At 67.9% G+C, this 23744-nt stretch carries 25 protein-coding genes and 1 pseudogene; 18 read left to right on the plus strand and 8 right to left on the minus strand.

The genetic code is table 11. The annotated features are described in order from the left end of the window. The first annotated feature begins 92 nt into the window (after nt 1-92). The 9 genes from OVY01_RS18185 (at nt 93) to OVY01_RS18225 (ending at nt 7860) form a co-directional block, all read left to right on the plus strand. On the plus strand, nt 93-1229 hold the full coding sequence (locus OVY01_RS18185) for an MlaE family ABC transporter permease (protein WP_267849520.1): 1137 nt from the start codon (nt 93-95) through the stop codon (nt 1227-1229). Beyond that, nucleotides 1226-2065, plus strand: a complete 840-nt coding sequence (locus OVY01_RS18190) for an ABC transporter ATP-binding protein (protein ID WP_349293536.1) — start codon at nt 1226-1228, stop codon at nt 2063-2065. Before OVY01_RS18185 ends, OVY01_RS18190 begins: the two co-directional genes overlap by 4 nt. A gap of 14 nt (nt 2066-2079) precedes the next feature. Continuing rightward, the gene (locus OVY01_RS18195; protein ID WP_267848983.1) at nt 2080-3051 is read left to right on the plus strand and encodes an MlaD family protein; all 972 of its coding nucleotides are present in this window, start codon (nt 2080-2082) and stop codon (nt 3049-3051) included. Then, nucleotides 3048-3815: an ABC-type transport auxiliary lipoprotein family protein gene (locus OVY01_RS18200; RefSeq protein ID WP_267848984.1), complete on the plus strand. Its 768-nt coding sequence runs from the start codon at nt 3048-3050 to the stop codon at nt 3813-3815. Before OVY01_RS18195 ends, OVY01_RS18200 begins: the two co-directional genes overlap by 4 nt. Nucleotides 3816-3817: 2 nt before the next feature. Next, the gene (locus OVY01_RS18205) at nt 3818-5050 is read left to right on the plus strand and encodes a VanZ family protein (RefSeq protein WP_267848986.1); all 1233 of its coding nucleotides are present in this window, start codon (nt 3818-3820) and stop codon (nt 5048-5050) included. Between the two features lie 31 nt (nt 5051-5081). Continuing rightward, complete coding sequence (locus OVY01_RS18210) at nt 5082-5408, plus strand: (2Fe-2S) ferredoxin domain-containing protein (RefSeq protein WP_267848987.1); 327 nt, start codon at nt 5082-5084, stop codon at nt 5406-5408. Further along, on the plus strand, nt 5405-6187 hold the full coding sequence (locus tag OVY01_RS18215) for an alpha/beta hydrolase (protein ID WP_267848988.1): 783 nt from the start codon (nt 5405-5407) through the stop codon (nt 6185-6187). Before OVY01_RS18210 ends, OVY01_RS18215 begins: the two co-directional genes overlap by 4 nt. A gap of 54 nt (nt 6188-6241) precedes the next feature. Then, nucleotides 6242-7432 (plus strand): D-alanyl-D-alanine carboxypeptidase family protein, encoded by a 1191-nt coding sequence (locus OVY01_RS18220; protein WP_267848989.1) that lies wholly within the window; start codon nt 6242-6244, stop codon nt 7430-7432. Between the two features lie 215 nt (nt 7433-7647). Continuing rightward, on the plus strand, nt 7648-7860 hold the full coding sequence (locus tag OVY01_RS18225; protein ID WP_267849521.1) for a YbeD family protein: 213 nt from the start codon (nt 7648-7650) through the stop codon (nt 7858-7860). Here OVY01_RS18225 and gcvA read toward each other — a convergent pair. Continuing rightward, the gene (gene gcvA, locus OVY01_RS18230; RefSeq protein WP_267848990.1) at nt 7826-8791 is read right to left on the minus strand and encodes a transcriptional regulator GcvA; all 966 of its coding nucleotides are present in this window, start codon (nt 8789-8791) and stop codon (nt 7826-7828) included. The genes OVY01_RS18225 and gcvA overlap by 35 nt on opposite strands. A gap of 98 nt (nt 8792-8889) precedes the next feature. Between gcvA and OVY01_RS18235 the strand changes: the two genes are divergently transcribed. The 3 genes from OVY01_RS18235 (at nt 8890) to lipA (ending at nt 11092) form a co-directional block, all read left to right on the plus strand. Continuing rightward, nucleotides 8890-9273: a DUF2917 domain-containing protein gene (locus tag OVY01_RS18235; protein ID WP_267848991.1), complete on the plus strand. Its 384-nt coding sequence runs from the start codon at nt 8890-8892 to the stop codon at nt 9271-9273. A 36-nt stretch (nt 9274-9309) separates the two neighbouring features. Next, nucleotides 9310-10005: a lipoyl(octanoyl) transferase LipB gene (gene lipB / locus OVY01_RS18240; RefSeq protein ID WP_267848992.1), complete on the plus strand. Its 696-nt coding sequence runs from the start codon at nt 9310-9312 to the stop codon at nt 10003-10005. 94 nt (nt 10006-10099) lie between these two features. Then, nucleotides 10100-11092, plus strand: coding sequence for a lipoyl synthase (lipA, locus tag OVY01_RS18245; protein ID WP_267848993.1), 993 nt, complete (start codon nt 10100-10102; stop codon nt 11090-11092). A gap of 96 nt (nt 11093-11188) precedes the next feature. Here lipA and OVY01_RS18250 read toward each other — a convergent pair whose 3' ends face one another. Further along, entirely contained in the window at nt 11189-11824 is a 636-nt protein-coding gene (locus OVY01_RS18250) for a GNAT family N-acetyltransferase (protein WP_267848994.1), read from the minus strand. A 110-nt stretch (nt 11825-11934) separates the two neighbouring features. Next, nucleotides 11935-12756 carry a DUF1835 domain-containing protein gene (locus tag OVY01_RS18255; protein WP_267848995.1) on the minus strand — a complete coding sequence of 274 codons (822 nt, stop codon included), beginning with the start codon at nt 12754-12756 and terminating at the stop codon, nt 11935-11937. Between the two features lie 187 nt (nt 12757-12943). On the opposite strand from OVY01_RS18255, the gene cobU reads away from it, so the two are divergent. Beyond that, on the plus strand, nt 12944-13507 hold the full coding sequence (cobU, locus tag OVY01_RS18260) for a bifunctional adenosylcobinamide kinase/adenosylcobinamide-phosphate guanylyltransferase (protein WP_267848996.1): 564 nt from the start codon (nt 12944-12946) through the stop codon (nt 13505-13507). A 90-nt stretch (nt 13508-13597) separates the two neighbouring features. Here the strand turns inward: cobU and OVY01_RS18265 are convergent, their stop codons facing one another. Genes OVY01_RS18265 through cobT form a run of 3 tightly spaced genes read right to left on the minus strand, consistent with a single transcriptional unit; the run spans nt 13598 to nt 16275 of the window. Beyond that, the gene (locus OVY01_RS18265) at nt 13598-14281 is read right to left on the minus strand and encodes a histidine phosphatase family protein (RefSeq protein ID WP_267848997.1); all 684 of its coding nucleotides are present in this window, start codon (nt 14279-14281) and stop codon (nt 13598-13600) included. Continuing rightward, nucleotides 14266-15069, minus strand: coding sequence for an adenosylcobinamide-GDP ribazoletransferase (locus tag OVY01_RS18270; protein ID WP_267848998.1), 804 nt, complete (start codon nt 15067-15069; stop codon nt 14266-14268). The genes OVY01_RS18265 and OVY01_RS18270 overlap by 16 nt, the downstream gene beginning before the upstream one ends. Before the next feature lie 33 nt (nt 15070-15102). Next, the gene (gene cobT / locus OVY01_RS18275; RefSeq protein WP_267848999.1) at nt 15103-16275 is read right to left on the minus strand and encodes a nicotinate-nucleotide--dimethylbenzimidazole phosphoribosyltransferase; all 1173 of its coding nucleotides are present in this window, start codon (nt 16273-16275) and stop codon (nt 15103-15105) included. Nucleotides 16276-16655: 380 nt separating this feature from the next. Between cobT and OVY01_RS18280 the strand changes: the two genes are divergently transcribed. Together OVY01_RS18280 and OVY01_RS18285 are read left to right on the plus strand one after the other, a co-directional pair. Then, nucleotides 16656-17873, plus strand: coding sequence for an SGNH/GDSL hydrolase family protein (locus OVY01_RS18280; protein ID WP_267849522.1), 1218 nt, complete (start codon nt 16656-16658; stop codon nt 17871-17873). A gap of 403 nt (nt 17874-18276) precedes the next feature. Next, nucleotides 18277-18507: pseudogene (locus tag OVY01_RS18285) on the plus strand (transposase); the annotation flags it as partial. 565 nt (nt 18508-19072) lie between these two features. Here the strand turns inward: OVY01_RS18285 and OVY01_RS18290 are convergent. After that, complete coding sequence (locus OVY01_RS18290) at nt 19073-20014, minus strand: glucosamine kinase nucleotide-binding domain-containing protein (protein ID WP_267849000.1); 942 nt, start codon at nt 20012-20014, stop codon at nt 19073-19075. A 252-nt stretch (nt 20015-20266) separates the two neighbouring features. On the opposite strand from OVY01_RS18290, the gene OVY01_RS18295 reads away from it, so the two are divergent. Then, nucleotides 20267-20590, plus strand: a complete 324-nt coding sequence (locus tag OVY01_RS18295; RefSeq protein ID WP_267849001.1) for a hypothetical protein — start codon at nt 20267-20269, stop codon at nt 20588-20590. Nucleotides 20591-20760: 170 nt separating this feature from the next. Further along, nucleotides 20761-21189: an RcnB family protein gene (locus OVY01_RS18300; protein WP_267849002.1), complete on the plus strand. Its 429-nt coding sequence runs from the start codon at nt 20761-20763 to the stop codon at nt 21187-21189. A 142-nt stretch (nt 21190-21331) separates the two neighbouring features. Here OVY01_RS18300 and OVY01_RS18305 read toward each other — a convergent pair whose 3' ends face one another. Continuing rightward, a complete protein-coding gene (locus OVY01_RS18305; RefSeq protein ID WP_267849003.1) occupies nt 21332-22864 on the minus strand; it encodes a complex I subunit 4 family protein in 1533 nt (510 codons plus the stop codon). Between the two features lie 517 nt (nt 22865-23381). On the opposite strand from OVY01_RS18305, the gene OVY01_RS18310 reads away from it, so the two are divergent. Further along, nucleotides 23382-23744 carry a putative holin gene (locus tag OVY01_RS18310; RefSeq protein WP_432422287.1) on the plus strand — a complete coding sequence of 121 codons (363 nt, stop codon included), beginning with the start codon at nt 23382-23384 and terminating at the stop codon, nt 23742-23744.

The raw sequence follows: 23744 nt of genomic DNA on the forward strand, positions 1-23744 counted from the left end.
GACCGGTCCCGGGCGACTGCGTTGTCCGCAGTCGCTACAATGTCGGCAAGGCGGCTTTTTCGCCCGTCCCCCCGCCTGGAGAATGGTTGTCCGTGAAACCCAATGCGCCTCCTTTACTGACGATCGACGCAGGCGGCGCGGATCGTGCGGATCACGTCGCGCGGTTGTCGGGCCATTGGACGGCGCTCGCGCTGGCGTCCGACCGCACGCGCGCGGCGGCGCTGCTGCGGCGCGTGCGGGCCGCGCAACCCGCCACCTGGGACCTGAGCGCCGTCGAGCGGCTCGATCACGCCGGCGCGCAGGCCCTGTGGCGGACCTGGGGACGCGCATTGCCCGAGCGGGTCACCCTGAGCGCGCCGCAGCGCGGCATCTTCGAGCGCATCGCGGTGCTCGACGCGCAGCCGCACGATGCGCCGGACGTGATCGCCCGGCCCGATCCGGTCACGCGGCTCGGCCTGGCGCTGTTCGGTTTTGCCGCCCACCTGCGCGATGGCATCGCCCTGTTCGGCGCCTTCGTGCTCGATCTGGCGCTGCTTGCCGCGCATCCCGGGCGGATTCCCTGGCGCGAGATCTCGGCGAACCTGTATGCCGCCGGCGCGCGCGCGCTGGGCATCACCGCGCTGGTCGGTTTCCTGATCGGCATCGTGCTGGGCTATCTGTCCTCGCAGCAACTCGCGGCTTTCGGCGCGAGCGTGTACATCGTCAACATCCTGGGCCTCGCGATCGTCCGCGAACTCGGCCCGGTGCTCGCCGCGATCCTCGTCGCCGGCCGTTCGGGATCCGCGATCACCGCGCAGCTCGGCGTGATGCGGCTCACCGAGGAACTCGACGCGATGCGCGTGATGGGTATCCCGCACGGCCTGCGTCTGATCCTGCCGCGCGTGGTCGCGCTGGCGATCGCCATGCCGCTGCTGATCGTGTGGACCGATATCGTCGCCCTGTTCGGCGGCATGGTCGCGGCGAAGTTCAGCCTCGGGCTGGATATCGCCTTTTTCCTGCAGAACCTGCGCGGCGCGGTGCCGGCGTCGAATCTGTGGATCGGCTTCGGCAAGGGCGCCGTGTTCGGCATGCTGATCGCGCTGACCGCCTGCCATTTCGGCCTGCGCATCAAGGCCAACTCGCAAAGCCTTGGCGAAGGCACGACCGCCTCGGTGGTGACGTCGATCACGGTGGTGATCCTGGCCGACGCGCTGTTCGCCATCGCCTTCCAGAGCGTCGGCCTGCGATGACGCTGACCCTCGACGCGGTGACGCGCGCCACGCCAAAACCGCCGATCGGCGAGCCGGTCATCACGGTGCGCGACCTGTACAAGGTCTATGGCAAGGCAGTGGTGCACGAGCATCTGAACCTGGATGTGCGGCGCGGCGAGATCGTCGCGCTGGTGGGCGGCTCGGGCGCCGGCAAGACCACGTTGGTGCGCCAGATGCTCGGCCTGGAGCGGCCCACGGCCGGCACGGTGCGCGTCTTCGGCGCGGACCCGGCGGCGACGAACGACGCGAGCCGTGCCCTGCGCCATCGCTCCGGCATGCTGTTCCAGCGCGGCGCGCTGTTCTCCGCGCTGACGGTGTTCGACAATGTCGCGCAGCCGCTGCGCGAATTCGGCCGGGTGCCGGACGACCTGCTGCACGACATCGTGCGCCTCAAGCTGGAAATGGTCGGGCTCTCGTTCCGGCACGCGTTCAAGCTGCCGGCAGCGCTCTCGGGCGGCATGGTCAAGCGCGTCGGCATCGCCCGCGCGCTGGCGCTCGAGCCGGAACTGCTGTTTCTCGACGAACCCACGGCGGGGCTCGACCCGGTGGCGTCGGAGGAGTTCGTCGAGCTGGTCGCGATGCTGCATCGCGCGCTCGGCCTGACCGTGGTGATGGTGACGCACGATCTCGACACGATGGTGTCGCTGTCGACCCGCGTCGCCGTGCTGGCGGACCGGCGGGTGCTGGCCGCGGCGCCGCTGCAGGACGTGGTCGCGATCGACCATCCCTTCATCCGCGACTATTTTCTCGGGGAGCGCGGCCGGCGCGCGCTGGCCGCGCTGCCGCTGCCACGCGACACGACACGTCACACGTAACAGGAGACGCATCGATGGAAAACAAATCGCACGCGTTCGCCGCCGGACTGTTCACGATCGTGCTCAGCCTCGTCATCGTCGCGACGATTTTCTGGTTCCGCCGCGATACCACCGTGCGCGTGCCCTACGACGTGGTGACCACGGGCGCGGTCACGGGCCTGGCGGCGAACGCCGCGGTGCGCTACCGCGGGATGCCCGTCGGCCGCGTGCAGCGGATCGCCTTCGACCCGGCGCGGCCGGGCGACATCGTGATCCGCATCCTGGTGGACCAGGCGACGCCGATCACGCACGCGACCGAGGCCAGCCTCGGCCTGCAGGGCGTGACCGGCATGGCCTTTCTGCAACTCGACGAGCGCGGGGGACATGCGCGGCCCGGCGACGACGACCGGCGTCCGCTCGCGACATCGGCCCGGCAGGTCGCGGTGATTCCGATGCACGCCGGCGTGTTCGAGCAATTGCAGCATCGCGGCGAAGCGCTGCTCGGCCAGATGGAAGCGCTGACGGCAAGTCTCGGCAAACTCACCGACGCCGACGCCCGCCGCCAGTACCTCGCGACCGCGGCCAGCATCCAGCACGCGGCGGACGGCATCGGTCAGCTCGCGCGGCGTGCCGGCCCGGCGGTCGACCGGCTGCCGCGCACGCTCGCGCAGCTCGACCAGACGCTCGCTTCCACGAACCGGCTGGTGGCCAACCTGAACCGCCCCGACGGTCCGCTGATCGGCAACCTGAACCGGATCGGGCGGGTTGCCGAACATGCCAGCGCCACGCTCGACGACATGTCCGCGCGCGTCGCCTATGAAACCTTGCCGCGCGTCGACGCGCTCGCCGATGACGTGCGTACCGCGTCGCGCAGCATCGCGCGCGTGGCCGATACCGTGGGCGACCATCCCCGCAGCCTGCTGTTCGGCGCACCGGCCGCCGCCCCCGGCCCGGGAGAGCCGGGCTTCGCCTGGCCCGCCGCCGGCACCGAACGAGAATCGAAATGATGTCGTCCCGTCTTGCCCCGTCCGCCCTCGTGCTCGCCTTGCTGCTGGCGGGGTGCGCCACGCCGAAACCGCCGGCGACGGACCGCCTGGCGCAGTACGATCTCGGCCCGGTGGACGTCGCGCCGGTACCGGATACGCCGCCGGATACGCCGCCGGATCGGCGCGCCGGTTCCGCGGGCCCGTTCGCCCGCCCGGCGGCCCCGTCCGCGGGCGCCGACCCCCTGCCGCCATTGAAGATCGTCGCGGTCACCGCGCCGTCGGCGCTGGACAGCGACCAGATGATCTACCGGCTGGTCTATGCCGATCCCCGGCAGGCCCGCCGCTACGCCGGCAGCCGCTGGAGCGCCACGCCCGCCCAACTGCTGACCGATCGGCTGCGCAACGTGCTGTCCCGACAGGCTCGGATACTCGACGGCGGCGACCCCGAACGCGGCGCGCCCATGTTGAAGGTGGCCCTGCTGGATTTCTCGCAGCGCTTCGACGCGCCGGGCGCGGGGCGGGGCGTGGTGGCCGTGCGCGCCTCGCTGCTGCGCGACGGGCAGGTGCTCGCGCAACGCGACTTCGGCGCCACCGCGCCCAGTGCCACTGCCGACGCCGCTGGCGGGGCGGCCGCGATCGCCGCCGCGGCCGACGCGGTCGCGCGCGACATCGGCGCCTGGCTTGGCGCCTGGCGTGCGCCGTCGCCACCGATGCCACCGTCGCCCTCGACGCCCTCGACGCCCTTGGCGCCCTTGGCGCCCGCCGCGGCGCAGCGGGGCCAATAGCGATGCCGCACGCTGACGTCGACAAGCCCTGGCGCCGTCGCGCCTCGCCGCTCGCGCGCCAGGGGCTCGCATGGTGGGTCGGTCTGGTGGTCTATGGCAGTCTGTACCCGCTCTCGGGCTGGACCGATATCGGCGTCGGCCCCTTTGCCTATCTGTTCGCGCCAGTGCCGCGCTGGCTGACGCTGTTCGATATCTGGACCAATATCCTCGGCTACCTGCCGCTGGGGGCGTTGGCGGTGCTGGCGGTGTATCCGGTGCTGCGCTCGTACCGCGCGGTGGCGCTCGCGGTGCTGACCGGTGCGCTGCTCTCCGGGACGATGGAGGCGATCCAGACCTATCTGCCCACCCGCGTCGCGTCGAATCTCGATCTGGCCTCGAACACCCTCGGCGCGCTGATCGGCGCGGTGCTCGCCGTGCCGTTCACCAGTGCCTTGCTGGACCGCGGCGCGCTGCAGCGGCTGCGCTTCGAATGGTTCGAACGGCACGCCGGCAAGGCGATCGCGCTCGGTCTGCTCTGGCCTTTCGCGCAGATGTATCCGCAGCCCTTTCTGTTCGGCATCGGCGACTGGCCGAGCCGTCTGTGGGCGTTGGTGGACCCGTCGCTGCGGGACCCCGCGCTGGCGGCGCTGGGCGGCGTTCCCGGTCTGCTCGAATTGCCCGGCCGGCTGGCCGGGCTGGCCGACTCCATGGTGTGGGAGTCGGTCATCACCCTGCTGGGCGTCATCGGCGGCGGCCTGCTCGTGTCCCTGCCGATGCGCACGAACGCGCCGCGGGTGCGCATCGTGCTCGGTCTGCTCGCGTTCGCGCTGGTCCTCAAGACCGGCGTCAACGGCTTGCAGTCCAGCGGCCGGCACGGGGGCGCGGACCTGCTCGACTGGCTCACCGGCGGGGCCGCCACCGGGCTGGTGGCCGGCCTGCTGTTGCTGGTCGGCACGCTGCAACTGCCCCATGCGGCGCGTGCGGCGCTGGCGTTCGGGACGCTCGCGCTGTCCTTGCTGCTGGTCAATCTGCTGCCGCTCAATCCGTACTGGGCGGGCGTCCAGCAGGGTTGGCGCGCGGGGCAGTACGAGCACCTGAACGATCTGGCGCAGTGGCTCGCCGCGGTCTGGCCATATGTCGCGCTCGCCTGGCTGCTCGGCTCCGCCGAGAACGCGCTGCTGGCGCGGCGCGCACGACGCCGCGCGCGGGGGCATGGGTCCGCAGGCGCGCCCCCGTCGCGGCCGCCGTCGCTATAATCGTCTCATCTCCCTCTGCCCGCTCCCCGCCATGACTTCTTTCTACAAACACCACGTCTTTTTCTGTCTCAACCAGCGCGACGCCGACGCGACGCGGCCCAGTTGCGCCAATTGCGGTGCGAAAGGGATGCAGGAATACGCGAAGAAACGCATCAAGAAACTGGGCCTGGCCGGAGAAGGGCAGGTGCGCATCAACCAGGCCGGCTGCCTGGACCGCTGCGAGCTGGGGCCGGTGCTGGTCGTCTATCCCGAAGCCACGTGGTACACCTACCTCGACGAATCCGATATCGATGAAATCGTCGATTCGCATCTGGTCGGCGGTCAGATCGTCGAACGTCTGCTGGTGGACGCGCGATGAACGCGCAGACCGAGCGCTATCTGATCGACGGGCCCGCCGGCAAGCTGGAAGTGGCGATCGATCGGGTCGCGAATGACCGGGTCGCGATCGACCGGGTCGCGAATGACCGGGTCGCGATCGACCGGGTCGCGATCGACCGGGTCGCGAATGACCGGGTCGCGAATGACCGGCCGGAAGCCGCCGGTGCGGCCGGCGCAAGCGTGGACCCCGATGCCGCGCCACGTTACGCCTTCGTCGCGCACCCGCATCCGCTGTTCGGCGGCACGATGGACAACAAGGTGGCGCAGACGCTGGCGCGCGCCTTCGTGCAGCTGGGCTATGTCACCGCGCGGCTGAATTTTCGCGGCGTCGGGCAGAGCACGGGCGCGCATGACAAGGGCGAGGGCGAGCAGGACGACCTGCTGGCGCTGATCGATCACGTGCGCGGACGCGCGGACCCGGCAGCGCCCGCCGCCGCCCGGCCGGTCTTCGTGCTGGCGGGGTTCTCGTTCGGCGCCTTCGTCACCAGCCGCGTCGCCGCCACGCTGCGCGATCAGGGCGACGCGGCCGCTCGCCTGGCGCTGGTCGGTACCCCCGCCGGGCGGTGGGAGATTCCCACCGTGCCGGAGGATACCCTTGTCATCCATGGCGAACAGGACGAAACCATCCCGCTCGCGGATGTGTTCACATGGGCGCGGCCACAGGAACTGCCGGTGCACGTGTTGCCCGGCGCCGATCATTTCTTCCATCGCAAGCTGCATGTCCTGAAGCGCATGATCACCGAATCCTGGCGCGTATAATGGCGGCACCCCGCCGTCCATCCAACCTCTAGCCTAGCCTTCATCACTTCATCTATGCGTCTTCCCGTTCCCGTTCCCGTTTCCCGTACCGTCATCGTCGCGGCGCTCGCCGTCAGTCTGCCCGTTGTTTCCGCGAGTGCCCTGGCACAGGTCGCGCCGCCGGCCGTGCAGGCGCACGCGTGGGTGTTGGTCGACGCGACCAGCAACCAGACGCTGGCATCCAGCAATGCCGAGGAGCGCGTCGAACCGGCGTCGCTGACCAAGCTGCTGACCACGTATCTCGTGTTCGCCGCGTTGCGCGACAAGAAGATCTCGATGGAGCAGATCATCGAGCCGAGCGAATCGGTCCGACGGGTCGGCACCGACGAATCGCGGATGTTCATCGAAGCCAACAAGCCGGTGTCGGTGCACGACCTGGTGCACGGCATGATCACGCAGTCGGGCAACGACGCGGCGATCGCGCTGGCCGAACTGGTGGGCGGCAGCGAGGCCGGCTTCGTCGTGCTGATGAACAAGCAGGCGGCGGCGCTGGGCATGACGCACAGCCACTTCGCCGATGTCAACGGCATGCCGGACGCGGGCCACTACACCACCGCGGGCGACCTGGCCATACTGGCGACGCACCTGATCCGCGATTTCCCCGACTACTATTCGATCTTCTCGGAACGGGAATTCACGTACAACAAGATCCGCCAGCCGAACCGCAACCGCCTGCTGTGGCTCGACCCGACCGTCGACGGCATGAAGACCGGCCACACCAAGGCCGCCGGCTACTGCCTGATCGCCTCGGCCAACCGGCCGCTGGCGAACGGCGGACAGCGCCGGCTGGTCAGCGTGATCATGGGCGAGCCGAAGGAATCGCTGCGGGTGCAGGACAGCCTGAAGATGCTCAACTACGGCTATACGGCCTATGACGGTGTGCGTCTGTATGCCGCCAACCAGGTCATCGATACGCCGCGCGTCTACAAGGGGCAGGCGGATTCGGTGAAGATCGGCGTCAAGCACGAGCAGTACATCACCGTGCCCAAGGGCATGGGCGACAAGATCAAGCCGGTGCTGGTGCGCAACGATCCGATCATCGCGCCGATCGCCGACGGTCAGCCGCTCGGCGTGGTCAAGGTCATGTCCGACGCTCAGGAGTTGACCCAGTTCCCGGTCGTGGCGCTCACGGCGGTGCCGCAGGCCGGCATCGTCGGGCGTCTCTGGGATACCGCCATCCTGATGTTCCAGAAAAAGAAGAAGTGAAACGGGCCCCTGCCCAGCACGGAGAACCGCATATGACCGAACACAACGCCCCCGCCGGCGACGACGCCACGCACGACGGCACCGACGAGCATGCCACCGAGAAGGCCGCGCTGTCCCGGGATCTGACGAGCACGGATCCGGCGGCCAAGCGTCTGGCGAGCGACGACGGCAAGGAGGAAATCTTCAACTTCCCGTGCGACTTCCCGATCAAGGTGATGGGCAAGACGCATCCTGACTTCGCCGACACCATCATGGCCGTGGTCGAGAAGCTCGCGCCGGATTTCGACCGCTCGCGGACCGAAACGCGCCCGTCGAGCGGCGGCAACTACACCGGCCTGACGGTCAACATCAACGCCCAGAGCCGCGCGCAGCTCGACGCGATCTACATGGCCCTCACCGGTCATCCGATGGTGAAGATCGTTCTGTAGACGCGCGCGCCGAAAGGCCGACGGGCGTCGGTTGCGCGGCGTCCGACGCGCGTACCTCCTCGGTCAGCCAGTCGAAAAAAGCGCGCACGCGTGCCGTCTCCCGCAACGCCACCGGGCAGACCGCGCGGGTGAGCGCGCCGCTGCTGGCGTCCACGTCGAACAGACGCAGCAGGCGCCCCGCGCGCAGATCGTCCGCTGCCAGCGACGAGCGCACCAGCGCAATGCCCTGACCCCGGAGCGCCGCATCCAGCAAATGGCTGGAATCCAGGTAGCGGGGGCCATGCACGGGTTCGGGCGCATCGTGCAATCCGGCCGCGTCGAACCACAGGCGCCACGGCTCGTCGCCGCAGGACTGCAACAGGCCGAACGACAGCATCTCGGCCGGCGTCGCCGGCCGCCGGCCGCCCTTGAACGACGGGCTGCACGCCGGAAAATACACATCCCGTATCAGCGTTTCGACGTGCAGGCCCGGGGTCGGCATGGGCCGGCCGTGACGCAGGCCCACGTCGACATCGCTGCGCGCGAAATCCACCAGTTCCGACGATGCGCGAATCTCGATGTCCAGATCCGGGTGCCGTTCGATGAAGCGCCCGATGCGCGGCATCAGCCAGCGCGCCGCGAACGACGGCAGGACGCTGACCACCAGCCGTTGCGCGCGTCCGCCCCGCAGGTCTTCGGTCGCGGCGGCGATCGCGTGCAGCGCGGCGCGGATCTGTGTCGCGTAGCGCCGGCCGGCCTCGGTCAGGACGACGCGCTTGCCGAGCCGCGCGAACAGCGGGGTTTGCAGGGCCGTCTCCAGTCCGCGGATCTGATGACTGACGGCACCATGCGTGACGAACAGCTCGCTGGCGGCTTGCGAGAAACTTTCAAGCCGCGCCGCCGCCTCGAATGCGCGCAAGGCCGACAGGTTGGGTAGATGTTGCAAGTTCAATGTGAATATTCCTCACAAGAGGACGCGCGAAATCTCGTTTTTCAGGCGGTCCGGTTTTTCTTATCATCGTGCCATGGATGCTCCCTGGAGAACACGAAATGAATACATTCCCTACCGGCAGGATCACGGCGATCACCACGCGGACGATTTACGAGATTCCACCCGGCGCGCCGGTGCGATGGACGCCACGCGTCGCCGGGCACGTGCGCGTGCGGGTGGGCCGGATCTGGCTGACGCGCGAGGGCGACGCCGGGGATTACTGGCTGGCAGCGGGCGCGGGGATGCCGGTCGCCGCCGGCGATGTTTTGTGGGCAAGCGTCGAGGGTGACGTTCCCGGACGTCTCGAAATGTGCTCGCAAGCGTCGCGCATGCGCCTCTGGCGGCAGGCGTGGCACGTGCTGCGCGCCTGGCGAGGGGGAACCGCAAGCACCGCAAACGCCGGCGCCGCGCCCTGCGACGCGACGGCGCTGCCGCGGCGCTGACGATGGCGTAGTCCGGTTTTCGGTACACTGCGAGGCATGTCGACGCTCACCCATCCCGACGCGGCCACCGCCGCCGGCATTCCTCCCGACGACGCGCCCTTGCTGCGCTGGCTCGGCGAGGCGGCCTACCGTCCCACCTTCGAAGCGATGCAGGCGTTCACCGACGTGCGCACCGCCGCGACGCCCGACGAAATCTGGCTGGTCGAACACCCGCCGGTCTACACCCTGGGGCAGGCGGGCAATCCCGCGCATCTGCTGACCCAGCGCGCCGACGTCGAACTGGTACGGGTGGACCGGGGCGGCCAGATCACCTATCACGGCCCCGGGCAGATCGTCGCGTATCTGCTGATCGACCTGCGGCGGCGTGGCTTGATGGTGCGGGAGTTCGTGCAGCGAATCGAACAGGCGGTGATCGACACCCTGGCGGCGTATAATCTGCGCGGTGAACGTCATGCGGGCGCGCCGGGCATCTATCTGGCGGACGGCCCCCTGACGGGTGCGAAGATCGCCGCGCTCGGGTTGAAGATTCGTCATGGCTGCAGTTACCATGGCGTGAGCCTGAACGTGCAGATGGACCTGCGTCCGTTCGACGATATCAACCCTTGTGGCTATGCGGGTTTGCAGACCGTCGATATGGCACTGTCCGGGGTGAACGCCGGTTGGCGGGAGGTGGCGCAGACGCTTGCCGCCCGCCTCGCCGCGCATCTCCCCGCAATGTCCCGCGCACAGTAGCAGGAGCGGTGAAGCCGCTCGTGTGTGCGGGACCGGGCCGCTTCGTCGCGCGTCGGATACGCGTGGCGGGGCCGCCCTGACCGGAATCTTTGAGATGACCACAGCACAAAACGGCGTCGAAGCGGCGCTGGACGTTCCCCCCGCCTACGACGCCACGCAAAAGCAGAAGGCGCAGGCGAAGACCGCACGCATCCCGATCAAGATCGTCCCGATCGAAAAGCTGAAGAAACCGGACTGGATCCGCGTGCGCGCCGCCAGCGGTTCGTCGCGCTTCACCGAGATCAAGCAGATCCTGCGCGAGCACAATTTGCACACGGTCTGCGAGGAAGCCAGTTGCCCGAACATCGGCGAGTGCTTCGGCAAGGGCACGGCGACCTTCATGATCATGGGCGACAAGTGCACCCGGCGCTGCCCGTTCTGCGACGTCGGCCATGGCCGGCCCGATCCGCTCGACACCAGCGAACCGGAGAACCTGGCACGCACGATCGCGGCGCTGAAGCTGCGCTATGTCGTGATCACCAGCGTCGACCGTGACGATCTGCGCGACGGCGGTGCGGCGCACTTCGTCGAATGCATCGAACGCGTGCGGGCGCTCTCGCCGCAAACGCGCATCGAGATCCTCACCCCGGATTTCCGCGGCCGCGCCGATCGCGCGATCGGCATCCTTACCGCCGCGCCGCCCGACGTGATGAATCACAATCTGGAAACGGTGCCGCGGCTCTACAAGGAAGCGCGCCCGGGCTCGGACTACGCGCACTCGCTGAAGCTGTTGAAGGACTTCAAGGCGCTCCATCCCGAGGTGTCGACGAAGTCGGGCCTGATGGTAGGCCTGGGCGAGACCGAGGAAGAGATTCTCCAGGTCATGCGCGACATGCGTGAGCACAACGTCGACATGCTGACGATCGGCCAGTATCTGCAGCCGTCCGAGCATCACCTCCCGGTACGCGACTACGTCCATCCGGACGTTTTCAAGCGTTATGAGACGGCGGCCTACGAGATGGGCTTCACGCACGCCGCGGTGGGCGCGATGGTGCGTTCCAGTTACCACGCGGACGTGCAGGCGCACGAGGCCGGGCTGGTGTTCTGATAGGGCCGTCGTGGCGGGCCGGGCTGTGGGTGCCTGGCCGCCTGCGTGCGGTCGGTTCATCCGAAGCGGGTGGCCGGATGGCCATCCGCTGGGCGTTCAGGCCGCGCTGGACCGGCTGGCCGTCAGCGCGGGCCGTGCAATCAGCGTTTGCAGAGCGGTCTGACGCGCGCGGCGCTTGAGCGCGTAGTCGGATGCCGCGTCCTGTTCGTGACGCTGCTCCAGCGAGAGGCTGGCCTGGTCGGCAGGCGGCAGCGTCAGGTAGGCGTCCGCCTCCCCGTACGCATGCTGGATCGCCATTCCGGCTTTCTTGGCGATATGCATCATCGTGCCGTTGCGCGACAGGCAATGCATGTACAGGGACGACACGTCGGTATTGCGGCAGCGGATCGCGGCACGGTGAAACAGCCGGCTGCCGATACCCTGGCCACGTGCCCGTTCGAGTACCGAAACGCCCAGTTCGGCGGCCCGCTTGCCATCCTGCGCACGCAGATGGGCGAGGTGGCCCACGCCCAGCAACTGCAACTGGTCGTCGAACACGCCGAATACCGAATCCGCGGCGAAATCGAGCGCACGCACGTAGTTTTCCACGACGGCGTCCGTGATCATGTTGCCGAAACGCAGCAGGCGGTCGTCCGGGGCCAGCGCGAGGAAGTGCGCGTTCAGGCGGTCGCGGTCTTCCGCTCCCAGTTCCCGCACGGCGATCGTGATCGCGCCTTGTTGCATCGTGTTCATGATCGCTCCCCCGGTCGCCGCCCCCGCCTGGCGCGGGTCGATGACGTATTGTAATCCAGTCGCGGCACGAGAGCTAGGGAAAACCCCTATCTGAGAATCGGCGTATGGCGTCAACAGACCAGATGGGCCGGCGCGCGATCGGCCTGGGCCAGGCGGATACGCGTCGATTTTTCGAGGATCGGATCCCCGTCGAGCGCGATTCGGCCAAGCGCCGCCAGTTCCCGGCAGCGCCAGGCGATCAGCGCATCGGTGGCGACCGAGCCGGGGTCGACCGTCCGGATGCGTTGCGCGAGGCTCAGGTAGGACTGCCACTGCAGCGTGGCGAGTTCGATGATCGCCCCGTCGATATCACTGAAGGCGGCGCTCTGGAAGGTATTGTCGCGCCAGCGGCGCACTTCGTGGCCGAGTTGCTTCAGCTCCTGCCATTCCAGCGCCAGACGGCCGATGCGCAGCAGGGAGATGGGTGCGATCGCATGCAGCCGCGCAGCCATCGCGCCGGGCGTGCAGTGCGGCTCGCCCGACGTCTCCTGCGCGTTGCGGACCAGGCTGCGCGCGGGCATGCCGATCTCGTTCAGGCGTTGCGGAGCATGCCGCAGATGGTAGGCGACGCGCCGCAGCATCAGTTGGTCGCCCGCGTTCTGCGCATGCCAGGCGACCACCTCGCTGCCGTCGTCGACCGCCAGCGCGCGCAGCGTCAGCGTGCTGGCCTCGAACGCATCGATGATGGTTTGCGACAGACCGTGTTCGCCGGCGCCCAGCGCACGCTGCCAGAAAGCGATGCGCGCGGAATTCGACTCGTCGATGCTGCGCAGCGGACCGAAGGCGAGGTCGTCGCGCAGGACGACGATACGGTCGCGCCGGCCTGCGGTTTCGAGCGCTTCGCCGAGGAGCCGGGCTGCGAGATCGCCGTTGACGACGTGTATGTAATCCATGGGGGCTGCGGTGATTCCGGTGGTAGCGCCGTATGCAAGCTGCGACAGGATGCCGATCAGGGCGCTAGTCTACGACATTCGTTCCAGGGCTTTGGTTCGCCAGACCGCACAGCGCATCAAGATGGCGACATGTCGCGCGCGCGGCGAGGATAATGCGGGTCTTCCCATTCGATGGAGCGCCCGCGCCATGTCTTCCGAGCCCCGCTTTCCTGCCGCGGCGCCCCGCACCACGCTGGTGCTGGGCGGCGCGCGCTCCGGCAAGAGCCTGCATGCCGAACGGCTGGCGCGCGACACCGGCCGGCCGGTACGCTACATCGCCACGGCCGCGCATCCGCGGGACGATGCGGAATTCGCCGCGCGGATCGCCCTGCACGCCGCGCGCCGGCCCGGCGACTGGACCGTGACCGAGGCCGGTGCGGACCTGGCCGCCGCGCTGGCGGCGGCCGACACGCCGGCCGGCTGCATCCTGCTCGACTGCCTGACCCTCTGGTTGAGCGGCCTGCTGTGCCCGCGCGATGGCGCGGCGCCGCTGGCCGACTGGGCAATGCAGCTGGCCCGCTTCGACGCCGCCCTGCGGGCGACGCGCGGCGTGGTGATCGTCGTCAGCAATGAGATCGGTCTGGGCGTGGTGCCGATGGGCGCGCTCACGCGGCACTATGTGGACGAACTCGGACGGCTCAACCAGCGAGTCGCGGCGTGCTGCGAACGGGTGATCCTCAGCGTCGCGGGGTTGCCGCTTACCATCAAGTGAGGGCGGAATCGTTCAGCGCAAGGGGGCGTGCGCGCTGGGAAGCGGCCATCCGGGCCGTAGTCCGGGCGCCCATCGAGGCTTCTTTTCGGCTCAGCCGTTCCACAGCGCCAGGCTCCAGCGCCCGTCGGTCCGCGCGCGGCTGAGCCGGCAGATGCCGGTCATCTGCAGCGTCCAGTCGAGGCAGGTCAGCGTCGGCAGCGACAAGGCGCGCGCGGTCATCACGCGGATGACGCCGGCATGCGTCAGCACCACCGTCGCGGCACCGGTCGCCGTCGCACGGGCGCCGATATCACTCAGCCAGCTGTCCGTGCGTGCGGCCAGTTGCGCGACTGATTCGCCGCCGTGCGGTGCCGCATGCTCGATATCGGCGGCCCAGGCATCCAGCGCCGCGCGGGGCACGTCGTCCCAGCGCCGGCCTTCCCAGTCGCCGAAATCGAGTTCCGCCAGGCGCGGATCCGGGGCGAGCGCGGGGGGGGTGTCTGTCAGGCTGTCCGCCGCGTCGTCTGCTGCATTGCCTGCCGCACCGTGCGCTGCATCGGCCGCCGCATCGGTCACCTGATCGCCGGGCCGTTGCGCCAGCGCCCGCGCCACCTCCATGCAGCGCCGCAGCGGGCTGCTATGGAGCGCGTACGACCCGATGCCGAGCCGGGCGAGTTTCGCGGCGATCGCCGTCGCGCCGGCGGCGGCGGTGTCGAGCAGGGGCACATCGCTGCGCCCATAGCATTGACCGGGCGGCACGGCCACCGCCGGATGCCGGATCAGGACGAGATCCATCCCAGCACCACCAGATAGATCGCGATTTCGAATACCTGCTGCGCGAGGCCCAGGCAGTCGCCGGTATAGCCGCCGAGCCGCCGTTTGAACCACCGGCCCAGCGCCACGTGCAGCAGCAGTCCGACCATGAGGCAGAGCGCGCCCAGCCGCGTGCCGGCGCCGAACAGGCCGGGCAGCCCGATCAGCAGCGCGACGGCGGCCGCGCGCGGGGAGCGCTGCGCGAACGCACGCGACTTGCCGTCGGCACGTGCGTAGTCGAGCGTCGCCACATAGACGATCGCGCCGGCGCGACTGGCCATGTGGGCGGCGATCATCCAGCCGGCGGCGGCCAGCGGGTGGCGTTGCGCCAGCGCCGTGAGGGCCTGCCATTTCACGAGCAGGGCGACCACCACGCCGATCGCGCCGAAAGCGCCGATCCGCGAATCCTTCATGATGCGCAGTACGTCTTCGCGGGCATGCGCGCCGCCGAACGCGTCGCAGCAATCGGCGAGGCCATCCTCATGCAGCGCGCCGCTTGCCAGCAGCGTCGCCGCCATCGACAGCAGCACCGCCAGGGCCGCCGGCAGCACCTGTAGCGCCAGTCCATAAATCAGGGCGCCCGCGCTTCCGATCACCAGACCGACCAGCGGCAGATAGCGGCCCGACGCGGCCAGCCGCGCCTGCGAGAACGCCAGCCGCGACGGCACCGGCAGGCGGCTGAAATAGCCGAAGGCCGTCAGAACGATGCAGGCTTCCTCCCGCGTGCGGGCGTACGCCCCACGCACGCGCGTGCCGTCGGTCATGGTCATGGCCCGCATGCCGGGTGGTCCCCGCCGCCGGTCCTAGCCATCGTGGCGCTCGCCGGCATGCGCCTTGTCGTCGATGCCCGCCGAGGCAAAGCTCGCCATATCGCACAGGAATGCCGCCGCGGCGCGCACCAGCGGCAGGGCGAGCGCCGCGCCCGTGCCTTCGCCCAGGCGCAGGCCCAGCGCCAGCAGCGGGTCCGCCGCCAGCCGTTCGAGCATGGCGCGGTGCCCGCTCTCGTCGGAGACATGGGAAAAGACGCAGTAATGCCGCACGTCCGGGGCGATCGCGAGCGCCGCGAGCAGCGCCGCGGTCACGACGAACCCGTCCACGAGGATGATCATGTCGCGGGCGGCCGCTTCGATGAAGGCACCGGCCATCGCGGCGATTTCGAAACCGCCGAAGAACGCCAGCGTGGCCATCGCATCGGCTTGCTGGGGGTGATGCGACAGCGCTTTCGCCAGCACGCCGCGCTTGCGCGCGAGCCCGGCATCGTCGAGTCCGGTGCCCCGGCCCACGCAGGCGTCGATCGGCAGCGCGCAATAGCGGCTCATCAGGCAGGCGGCGGCCGACGTATTGCCGATCCCCATCTCGCCGAACCCGATCGTATTCGTGCCCCGCGCGGCGTGATGCGCGACGCGGGCGGCGCCGAGCGCCATCGCGCGCCGCACCTCGTCGTCCGACATCGCCGGCGCTTCGCTGAAATCGCGCGTACCCAGACCGATCGGCGTGTTGACCAGCATCGCCGCATCCGGCAGGTCGCAGGCCACGCCCGCGTTGATCACTTCCAGGGTCAACCCGGAGAGGGCACTGAAGACATTGATCGCCGCGCCGCCGGCGATGAAGTTCGCCACCATCTGCGCGGTCACCGCCTGCGGGTAGGGGCTCACGCCGTGCCGCACGATGCCGTGATCGCCTGCGAACACCAGCATCGCCGGGCGCGTGATCGTCGGCCGGGACGTCTGTTGTATCAGGCCGATCTGCAGCGCGAGCGACTCGATCCGCCCCAGGCTGCCGGGCGGTTTCGTCTTGGCGTCGATGATCGCCTGCAGGCCGGCGCGCCGGGTCGCGTCCGGCGCGTGGACGTAGCCGGCGTAGCGGGCGGCGGAACTCGCATCGGCGGATGCGCTGGCGGATGCATCGACGGATGTGTCGCGCGGCGCATCGGCGAAGCGGCAGAGCGCGCTCGCGGTAGGCAGGGGGTCGGGCATGCGCAGGTTTCCTCAAGAGAGAGCGGGGAGGGCGTCGCCCGAATGGTCGCGATTCTCTCATACGCGTGCTGCTCGCGACCGGGGCGCCGCATGGCGGGCGCAGGCCGATCGAGGCACAATCCTGTCTTGTCGGCGCTCTTCCAGGTCTTCCCCGATTTTATTCGCTTCCGATTCGACCGATGCCCAATCTGCCCCACGCCATTCCCCCGCACGGCACCGCCGTCCGACATGACGGTGAACGCCGGTCCCCCCGCGTGATCGCGGCGCGTATCGTGCAGCCCCCGCCCACGACGGCGGTGCCGTCCCGCGATCCGCTCCGGTGGCCCCCGGCCTTCGCCCGGCCCCTCGCACGCGGTGCCCGGTACGCGTGCGCCGCCTGGATGGCGGCCGCGACCATCGCGAGCGTCCCGGCGCGGGCGGCGGACGCCGGGCACTGGGTGGCGGCATGGGCCACCGCACAACAGCCGGTCGCGCAGCACCCGGACACGCCGGCGTTCAACCGCGCGCCGAATCTCGCCGGGCAGACGGTGCGCCAGATCCTGGCTCCCCGCATCGCCGGAGACGACTGGCGCGTGCGCGTCTCGAACCGTTATGGACGCACGCCGTTGACGATCGACGCCGTCTCGCTCGCGCCCGCCGGACGCGGCGCCGCGCTTGCGGGCGCGGCGCAGGCCGTGCATTTCGGCGGCGCGCGCGGGGTGACGCTGGCGGCCGGCGCATCACGCGAGAGCGATCCGGTGGCGGTGCATCTGGACGCCGGGCCGGTTGCGCTCAGCCTGCATCTCGCCGCGGGCGTCCCGACGCCGGGCGACTGGCACAAGGTCGCGAGCCAGGTGAGCTATGTGGCGACTGACGGGGATCATGTTCAGGATGTTTCCGGCGGCGCTTTTCATGCCGGCCCGACCTCGTGGTTCTTCGTCGACGCGCTGCTGACGCACGCCACCGACGACGCGCGTACCGCGGTGGCAATCGGCGACTCGATCACCGACGGCATGCGCTCGAGCCTGAACGCCAACCGCCGGTGGCCCGACGCCCTGGCGCGGCGCCTGGCGAGCGACCCCGCGACGGCTCGCGTCGCCGTCGTCAATCTGGGCATCAGCGGCAACCGCCTGTTGAACGATTCCGCCTGCTATGGCGAGAAGCTGGCGGAGCGTTATCCGCACGATGCGCTCGACATGCCCGGCGGCCGCTACGTGATCGCGCTGATCGGCATCAACGACATCAATTTCCCGGCGATGCCGAAGCGCCGCGGCCTGGATTGCGACGAGCCGCATACCTTCGTTTCCGCAGCGGATCTCGAAGCGGGCTATCGCCGTCTCATCGAGGCCGCGCACCGCGCGCATCGCCTGATCTACGGCGCGACGTTGACGCCGGCGGATCTACCGCCGGATCGCGAGGCGATCCGCGCCGCCGTGAACCAGTGGATCCGCACCAGCGGCGCGTTCGATGCGGTCATCGATTTCGATCAGGCATTGCGCGACCCACGTCGACCGCAGGTGCTGATCGCCCGCTACGACAGCGGCGATCATATCCACCCGAGCGACGCCGGCTATCAGGCGATGGCCGACGCGATACCCGTCAAACTGTTCACGCGCTGAACGAGGCGCAGCCACCGGGTGAGCCGAACGGCGGGTGCCCGGTGACCTGTTTTCCCCTTTTTTCGAAAACCGCTTGCACGGATGGCGGAACTAATATTCGCCTCCCCGCTGCAGAAACAGGCCAGCGAGTGCCGCGAAAGCGGCGCGGCGCAGGCGGTGAAAGCGAGGCGGGACGGGGGTTTGGCAACGGTGGAGCGGGTGTTTGACGCTTGACCGGCAGGACGCCGAACCCGCCGGGTCGAACAGGATGTTGCAGCGAAAGCCGAAACAAAATGCTTGACGAAATTGCAGAAGCGGTACATAATCTCGCTTCTCTGCTGCACGGTACTTAACCGGCAGCAAGCAGTAGGNGGAGATGACCTGTCATGTCGAATTGGCCCGGCAATTGAACTTGGATATCTGGTTCGCTGATCCGTACGCGCCATGGCAACGCGGCAGCAATGAAAACACGAATGGTCTGCTACGTCAGTTCTTGCCCAAAGGGATCGACCTGTCGGGAGTGAGCCAGATGCAACTCAACGACATTGCCAGATTGCTCAATGGCCGTCCTCGTCAGACACTGGGCTGGAAAACCCCGGAAGAAGTCATGGCAATGGAGTTGGCCGCCGAAGGATTCGCTAACCGTTGCACTTGACTGTTGAGACCGCCCGGTTTCCTCCGGCAATGCCTCATATAACAGGCCGCTTGCATTCAGCAAAGGCGCGAGGATTTCCGTATACCAGCCGTTACCGGGCCAGATCTCGACGACTTTCATGCCGGGCGCGATACCGAAGAACGACAGTGTCTCGAACGGGTGGCGGTACCGGTCCCGGAGACGAAATGCCGCGCTACGCTGCGAGCCGACGACCGCCGCTGCAATCGCCGACGATGCCCCCGTATCGGTTGTCGCGGCCGGGGTACGGGCCGTTGCAACGGACCCGTCGTCGGCCGGCGCTCCGGCGGCCGGCGCTCCGGCGGCCGGCGCCGCGGGGGTCTGCGCAAAGGCGGTGCCCGAGAGGGCCAGCGCAGTCGCGCCGGCGGTAAGGCGGCGCACCCAGCGCAACGAGGCATTCCGGTTCATCTATTCTCCATGGGTTCGATAGCCGGACAGGCGTCCGGGATCGCGCACGACGTCGCGTACGGCCAGCGCCGCCTTTATCGGCATGCCATACATTCACCAAGGCGATATTAACAAATGCGGCAACCCGAACGTGAACGCGTTAAACATCCGATGCCGCGCGCCAGGCGACCATCAGCGCGCCGTGGGCGGCATCGTGACGCGCCGGCGTGCGACGCGGCGCGTGAACGGGCGCAATGAAGGGCGCGATCACGGGCGCCAGCCCCCCGCACAGCGCCAGCGGTAAATGACCGTGCGGATCGAGCGCCGCCACCATCGCGTCGACCTCCCGTCCGGCGCGCGCGAACAGTGCCGCCGCCACCGGATGAACCGCATGCGCGGCGATCACCGGCGCGAGCGACGCATAATCGGATTGACTCGCACCCACTACCCAGTCGAGCAATGCCTCCCGCATGCGCTCGGCGGCTTCGTCCTGGGTTGCCAAACCGTCTTCCAGGCGCACGCCCGCCGCCGCCAGCAAATCGCGGGCAAATGCATCGCAAGGGCCCCGTGCGTCGACGGCGCGCTGGGCATGGCCGATCGCATGCAGGCCCAGCCATGCACCGCTGGCTTCGTCGCCCGAGGGAAAACCGAAGCCCCCCGCCATCCGCATCCGGCCGTCGATGCCGAGTCCCAGCCCGATGCTTCCCGTACCCAGGGCGATCACGACGCCCGGGGCGCCGCCGTGAGCGCCCAGCAGGGTCGTGTAAGCATCGCTTTCGACAGCCAGAACCGGCAGCGACGCAGGCGCCATCGCAATGAATGCGCTGCGCCACCGCCGATGATTGACGCCGGCCAGGCCACACCCGACGACGCAGGCCGACCAATCGAGCGCATGTCCCGCCGCCGCGAACGCACGCGTCGTCGCCGCCTCGATCGCCTGCCACGCCTGATCGATGCCCAGGGCGAGACCGGACGGCCCTGCTTCGCCCCGCGCCAGTTCGACGGTGGGGGCATCCCGCCGTGCGATCACCGCGCGCGTGCCCGTGCCGCCGCCGTCGATACCGACGAGAAACGGGAAGCGGCTGTCTTGCACTGGTTTCATGATTTGCTTGCCTGATGGCCGAGGGCCGCATGCCGACATCTACATCGCGCCATAAAACCTGTCGATCCCTGATACGAATTGTTTCGATTCTTCCAGACGCTTTGCAAAATTTGCATTTTCCTGCCTGGGCACTTGGCGGTTTGTCATGCCCTGTGGGGGATCGCCAGGCCGGATGTTACTGGCACGGCGCTTGCGTGAACAGGGCCTCGTCTTATGTCGCCAATGCGCGGCGGGTCTTTTCTGGAGATGGCGATGCACATCGCTCAATGCGCGCTGGATAATTCGACGCAATACCACCCGGCATTCGAGCCGTCGGAATCCGGCTTCGCCACGCCGGCGAACGCCATCGGCCTGGCGTTCGGCTGCGCGTCCTCCTGGACGAACGGCTGTGCGGGTCACCATTACCACAGCTGGAACGACCCGACATTGCAGGCGCACTCGTTCGATTCACGCGTCAACGCGCGAACCGCCATCCATTCGCCAGCCGCAAACACCGCCCCGACGCGCGCGCGCTCACCATTGCGTCTGGTAAGAAATTTCGCCCATCGGCTTTTCGGGCGGCGCACGACGGCATGAATTCGCCGCAGACGATGCGTGTTGTTACATTTGGGAAACATCGAATTACAGGCGCCGCTGTTACCGTACTCAAAAGCGCATCACAGTGTTTGCCAGAAGGGGACCTGAGGGAACGATTCGCGCCATGAGCGCGGACAGGGTCCGTGTTTCACTCGTCACGGGAGCAATACATGAAGAAGATCATATCGAGCATGCTGGTAGCCGCTGCGTTGGCGTCATCGGCCGTTTATGCCCAGCAAGGCCCGGATCAGGGTCATGACGGCAATGGTGGCCACGGCGGCGGGCCGGGTCAGATGCACGGAGGCCCTGGTCCGGATCACGGCGGTCCGGGACCGATGCATGGCGGCCCCGGCATGCACGCGGACCGTGGCGGTCCGGGCGGATGGCAAGGCGGCCCTGGTGGCCCCGGCGGTGAATGGCGCCACCGTGGCGGCCGCCTGCCGGGCGACTACCGCGACCGCCAGTATGTCGTGGACGACTGGCGCGGCTACAATCTGCAACCGCCCCCGCGTGGCTATCATTGGGTCGGCGTCGGTGGCGATTACTTGCTGGTCGCCGTCGCATCGGGCGTGATCGCGCAGATCATTACCGGCCGCTAGTCTGGCGCGGGCGTCCGCGCCCGCTCCGTAGTGAAAAAAACGCCCCGCGGCATGCCGGGGCGTTTTTTTTGCGAGAACCCCCTCATCGCCGCCGGGGACGGCAATGGCCGTCACCATGGCAATGCCGCGGGGAGAGAAAGCGCTAGCTGGCTGGCGATGCGCTCGTTTGCCGGGCGCTTTGCACCGGCACCAGGGGCGCGTCGCCCGTCTTGACGCGCATCGATTGCGCGAGGACCTTGGCGGTGGAAGGATCGATGCCCTTGGTGAACGGGTGCGGATAGATACCGATCACCATGACCACGGCCGCCATCGCGCCCAGCACCGCCGTCTCGCGCTTGCCGAGATCCACGAGTTTTGCCACACGGGCATTGCCGATCGGCCCGAATATCACGCGCTTGTACATCCATAGCGTGTAGGCCGCGCTCAGGAACATGCCCGACGCCGCCCCCATGCCGATCCAGAAGTTGTATTTGATCGCGCCCATGATCACCATGAACTCGCCGACGAAACCCGACGTGCCCGGTAATCCCACGTTCGCCATCGCGAAAATCATGACGAATACCGCGAACCTCGGCATCGTATTGACCACCCCGCCATAAGCGTCCATCGACTGGGTCTGCATCCGGTCGCTGAGCACCCCCACGCACAGGAACATCGCACCCGACACGAAGCCATAGGAAATCAGTTGAACGATGGCGCCGACGACGCCGATCTGACTGAAGATGAACAGACCCAGCGTGCACAAACCCATGTGCGCGACCGACGAATACGCAATCATCTTGCTGATGTTCGTCTGCGCCAGCGCGACCAGACTGGCGTAGATCACCGCGATCAAAGACAGCGCAATGAGCACGGGCGCGAAGAAATGACTGGCGTCCGGCGTGATCGGCAGGGAAAACCGCAGGAAACCATACGCGCCGAGCTTGAGCACGCTCATCATCACCGAGGCGCCGATCGGCGCCTCCATGTGCGCCTCGGGCAGCCAGGTGTGCACCGGCCACATTGGCACCTTGACCGAGAATGCCGCGAAGAACGCCAGGAAAATGACGATTTGCTGCGTCAGCGAGAGCGGCAGGTCGCGCCAGACCGCCATTTCGAAGCTATGCGACAGGTGGTACAGATAGATCAGCGCCAGCAGCATGGCCAGCGACCCGATCAGCGAGAAGAAGAAGAATTTGACCGCGGCATGCACGCGGTTCGCGCCGCCCCAGCCCCCGATCAGCAAATAGAACGGCACCAGCGTCGCTTCGAAGAATACGAAGAACAGCATGCCGTCGAGCGATGCGAAGACGCCGATGAGAAAGCCCGACAGCAGCAGGAAGGCCGACAGATATTGCGCGACGCGCACCTTCATCGATCCCCACGACGCCAGCACGATCACGACGGTGGTAAACGCCGTCAACACGATGAGCCAGAGCGAGATGCCGTCGATACCGAGGTGATACGTGCTGTTCAGGGCGGCGAGCCAGGGTGCGTGCTCGACGAACTGCTCGGTGCCGACGTTGGCGTCGTAACCCGCGACCAGTGGAATGGTCAGCAGCAGGCCCAGGACCGAACCGGTCAATGCCAGCCAGCGGGCCGGGCGCGACTGACCCGAGGAACCCACACAAAGAACGCCAAGGCCGAACAATATGGGAATCCAGATTGCCAGACTGAGAAGGGGTAGTGATTGCATTGACGGAGGATCGATTAACCGCGGTTCTTCAAAGCAGGGTTTGCCTGAAAGGTTTGAAAGCTAGGCACGTCAAAAAACGTCCGGGACTGCGCCGAATTGTCGCAGTGAAAGATTGACGTGGCAATCCTAAGGTCATAACCCGTGTGCCCGGGGTTTACGAGGATAAACGTCCTGCGGATGTTTTGCACCACCCGCTCCCGGCGAAGACGGTTTTTTTTCAAAAGCCTGAGCTGCCTTGCCTTCGATCGCGTCAGACGGCATCGGAAAATTCCACGAATCGTGAAAAATCGGCGGTATACGACATGCCGAACGGTGGGGAAACGCGTGTCGTGCGACGGCGCGCGGACCGGTGTCGGCTTACAGGAAACCTGACGAAGACCTTTCAACCCGCCAGACAGGGATTGTATGCTGCAACCCCCGTTCCCGACGTGGCACTCATGACTTCATCGCCGGCTGCTGCGCCGGCCCCGCGGCAATCGACCGATCAATGATGGACTGTCTCCACGCGTGCCTGCCCATGACCGCCGCCGCTTCAGGAGCCGCCGCTTCGGGAGCCGGCGCTTCGGGAGCCGGCGCTTCGGGAGCCGGCGCCAACAGCCTGCTCAATGGCGTGGACGCCGACGCATTGATCGGCGCCTTTGCAGGCGCGGCACTGGTGGTTGCCACCTCGCAGGATCTTTCCCTGTCCAAGCGTATCGCCTATCTCGGTATTTCCTGGATAGCGGGCTATCTGGCGGCGCCGGAAGTCGTGCGCACCACGCCGATCCGCAGCACGGGCGTCGCCGGCTTCCTGGCCGCCGCGCTCGCCATCGCGGTGACCCTGCAGATGATCGAACGCATTAGAAAAATGAACATCCGCGCATTTTTCAGAAAGGACTGA

Origin of the sequence: Robbsia betulipollinis, assembly GCF_026624755.1 — a bacterium.
Classification (GTDB): Bacteria; Pseudomonadota; Gammaproteobacteria; order Burkholderiales; family Burkholderiaceae; genus Robbsia; species Robbsia betulipollinis.

Excerpts from the sequence above, each read along its gene's own strand:
- OVY01_RS18190 (WP_349293536.1), top strand. The coding sequence starts at position 1,226 with ATGACGCTGACCCTCGACGCGGTGACGCGCGCCACGCCAAAACCGCCG.
- OVY01_RS18195 (WP_267848983.1), top strand. The coding sequence starts at position 2,080 with ATGGAAAACAAATCGCACGCGTTCGCCGCCGGACTGTTCACGATCGTG.
- OVY01_RS18200 (WP_267848984.1), top strand. The coding sequence starts at position 3,048 with ATGATGTCGTCCCGTCTTGCCCCGTCCGCCCTCGTGCTCGCCTTGCTG.
- OVY01_RS18205 (WP_267848986.1), top strand. The coding sequence starts at position 3,818 with ATGCCGCACGCTGACGTCGACAAGCCCTGGCGCCGTCGCGCCTCGCCG.
- OVY01_RS18210 (WP_267848987.1), top strand. The coding sequence starts at position 5,082 with ATGACTTCTTTCTACAAACACCACGTCTTTTTCTGTCTCAACCAGCGC.
- OVY01_RS18215 (WP_267848988.1), top strand. The coding sequence starts at position 5,405 with ATGAACGCGCAGACCGAGCGCTATCTGATCGACGGGCCCGCCGGCAAG.
- OVY01_RS18220 (WP_267848989.1), top strand. The coding sequence starts at position 6,242 with ATGCGTCTTCCCGTTCCCGTTCCCGTTTCCCGTACCGTCATCGTCGCG.
- OVY01_RS18225 (WP_267849521.1), top strand. The coding sequence starts at position 7,648 with ATGGGCAAGACGCATCCTGACTTCGCCGACACCATCATGGCCGTGGTC.
- OVY01_RS18235 (WP_267848991.1), top strand. The coding sequence starts at position 8,890 with ATGAATACATTCCCTACCGGCAGGATCACGGCGATCACCACGCGGACG.
- lipB (WP_267848992.1), top strand. The coding sequence starts at position 9,310 with ATGTCGACGCTCACCCATCCCGACGCGGCCACCGCCGCCGGCATTCCT.
- lipA (WP_267848993.1), top strand. The coding sequence starts at position 10,100 with ATGACCACAGCACAAAACGGCGTCGAAGCGGCGCTGGACGTTCCCCCC.
- OVY01_RS18250 (WP_267848994.1), bottom strand. The coding sequence starts at position 11,824 with ATGAACACGATGCAACAAGGCGCGATCACGATCGCCGTGCGGGAACTG.
- OVY01_RS18255 (WP_267848995.1), bottom strand. The coding sequence starts at position 12,756 with ATGGATTACATACACGTCGTCAACGGCGATCTCGCAGCCCGGCTCCTC.
- cobU (WP_267848996.1), top strand. The coding sequence starts at position 12,944 with ATGTCTTCCGAGCCCCGCTTTCCTGCCGCGGCGCCCCGCACCACGCTG.
- OVY01_RS18265 (WP_267848997.1), bottom strand. The coding sequence starts at position 14,281 with ATGGATCTCGTCCTGATCCGGCATCCGGCGGTGGCCGTGCCGCCCGGT.
- OVY01_RS18270 (WP_267848998.1), bottom strand. The coding sequence starts at position 15,069 with ATGACCATGACCGACGGCACGCGCGTGCGTGGGGCGTACGCCCGCACG.
- cobT (WP_267848999.1), bottom strand. The coding sequence starts at position 16,275 with ATGCCCGACCCCCTGCCTACCGCGAGCGCGCTCTGCCGCTTCGCCGAT.
- OVY01_RS18280 (WP_267849522.1), top strand. The coding sequence starts at position 16,656 with ATGGCGGCCGCGACCATCGCGAGCGTCCCGGCGCGGGCGGCGGACGCC.
- OVY01_RS18290 (WP_267849000.1), bottom strand. The coding sequence starts at position 20,014 with ATGAAACCAGTGCAAGACAGCCGCTTCCCGTTTCTCGTCGGTATCGAC.
- OVY01_RS18295 (WP_267849001.1), top strand. The coding sequence starts at position 20,267 with ATGCACATCGCTCAATGCGCGCTGGATAATTCGACGCAATACCACCCG.
- OVY01_RS18300 (WP_267849002.1), top strand. The coding sequence starts at position 20,761 with ATGAAGAAGATCATATCGAGCATGCTGGTAGCCGCTGCGTTGGCGTCA.
- OVY01_RS18305 (WP_267849003.1), bottom strand. The coding sequence starts at position 22,864 with ATGCAATCACTACCCCTTCTCAGTCTGGCAATCTGGATTCCCATATTG.
- OVY01_RS18310 (WP_432422287.1), top strand. The coding sequence starts at position 23,382 with ATGACCGCCGCCGCTTCAGGAGCCGCCGCTTCGGGAGCCGGCGCTTCG.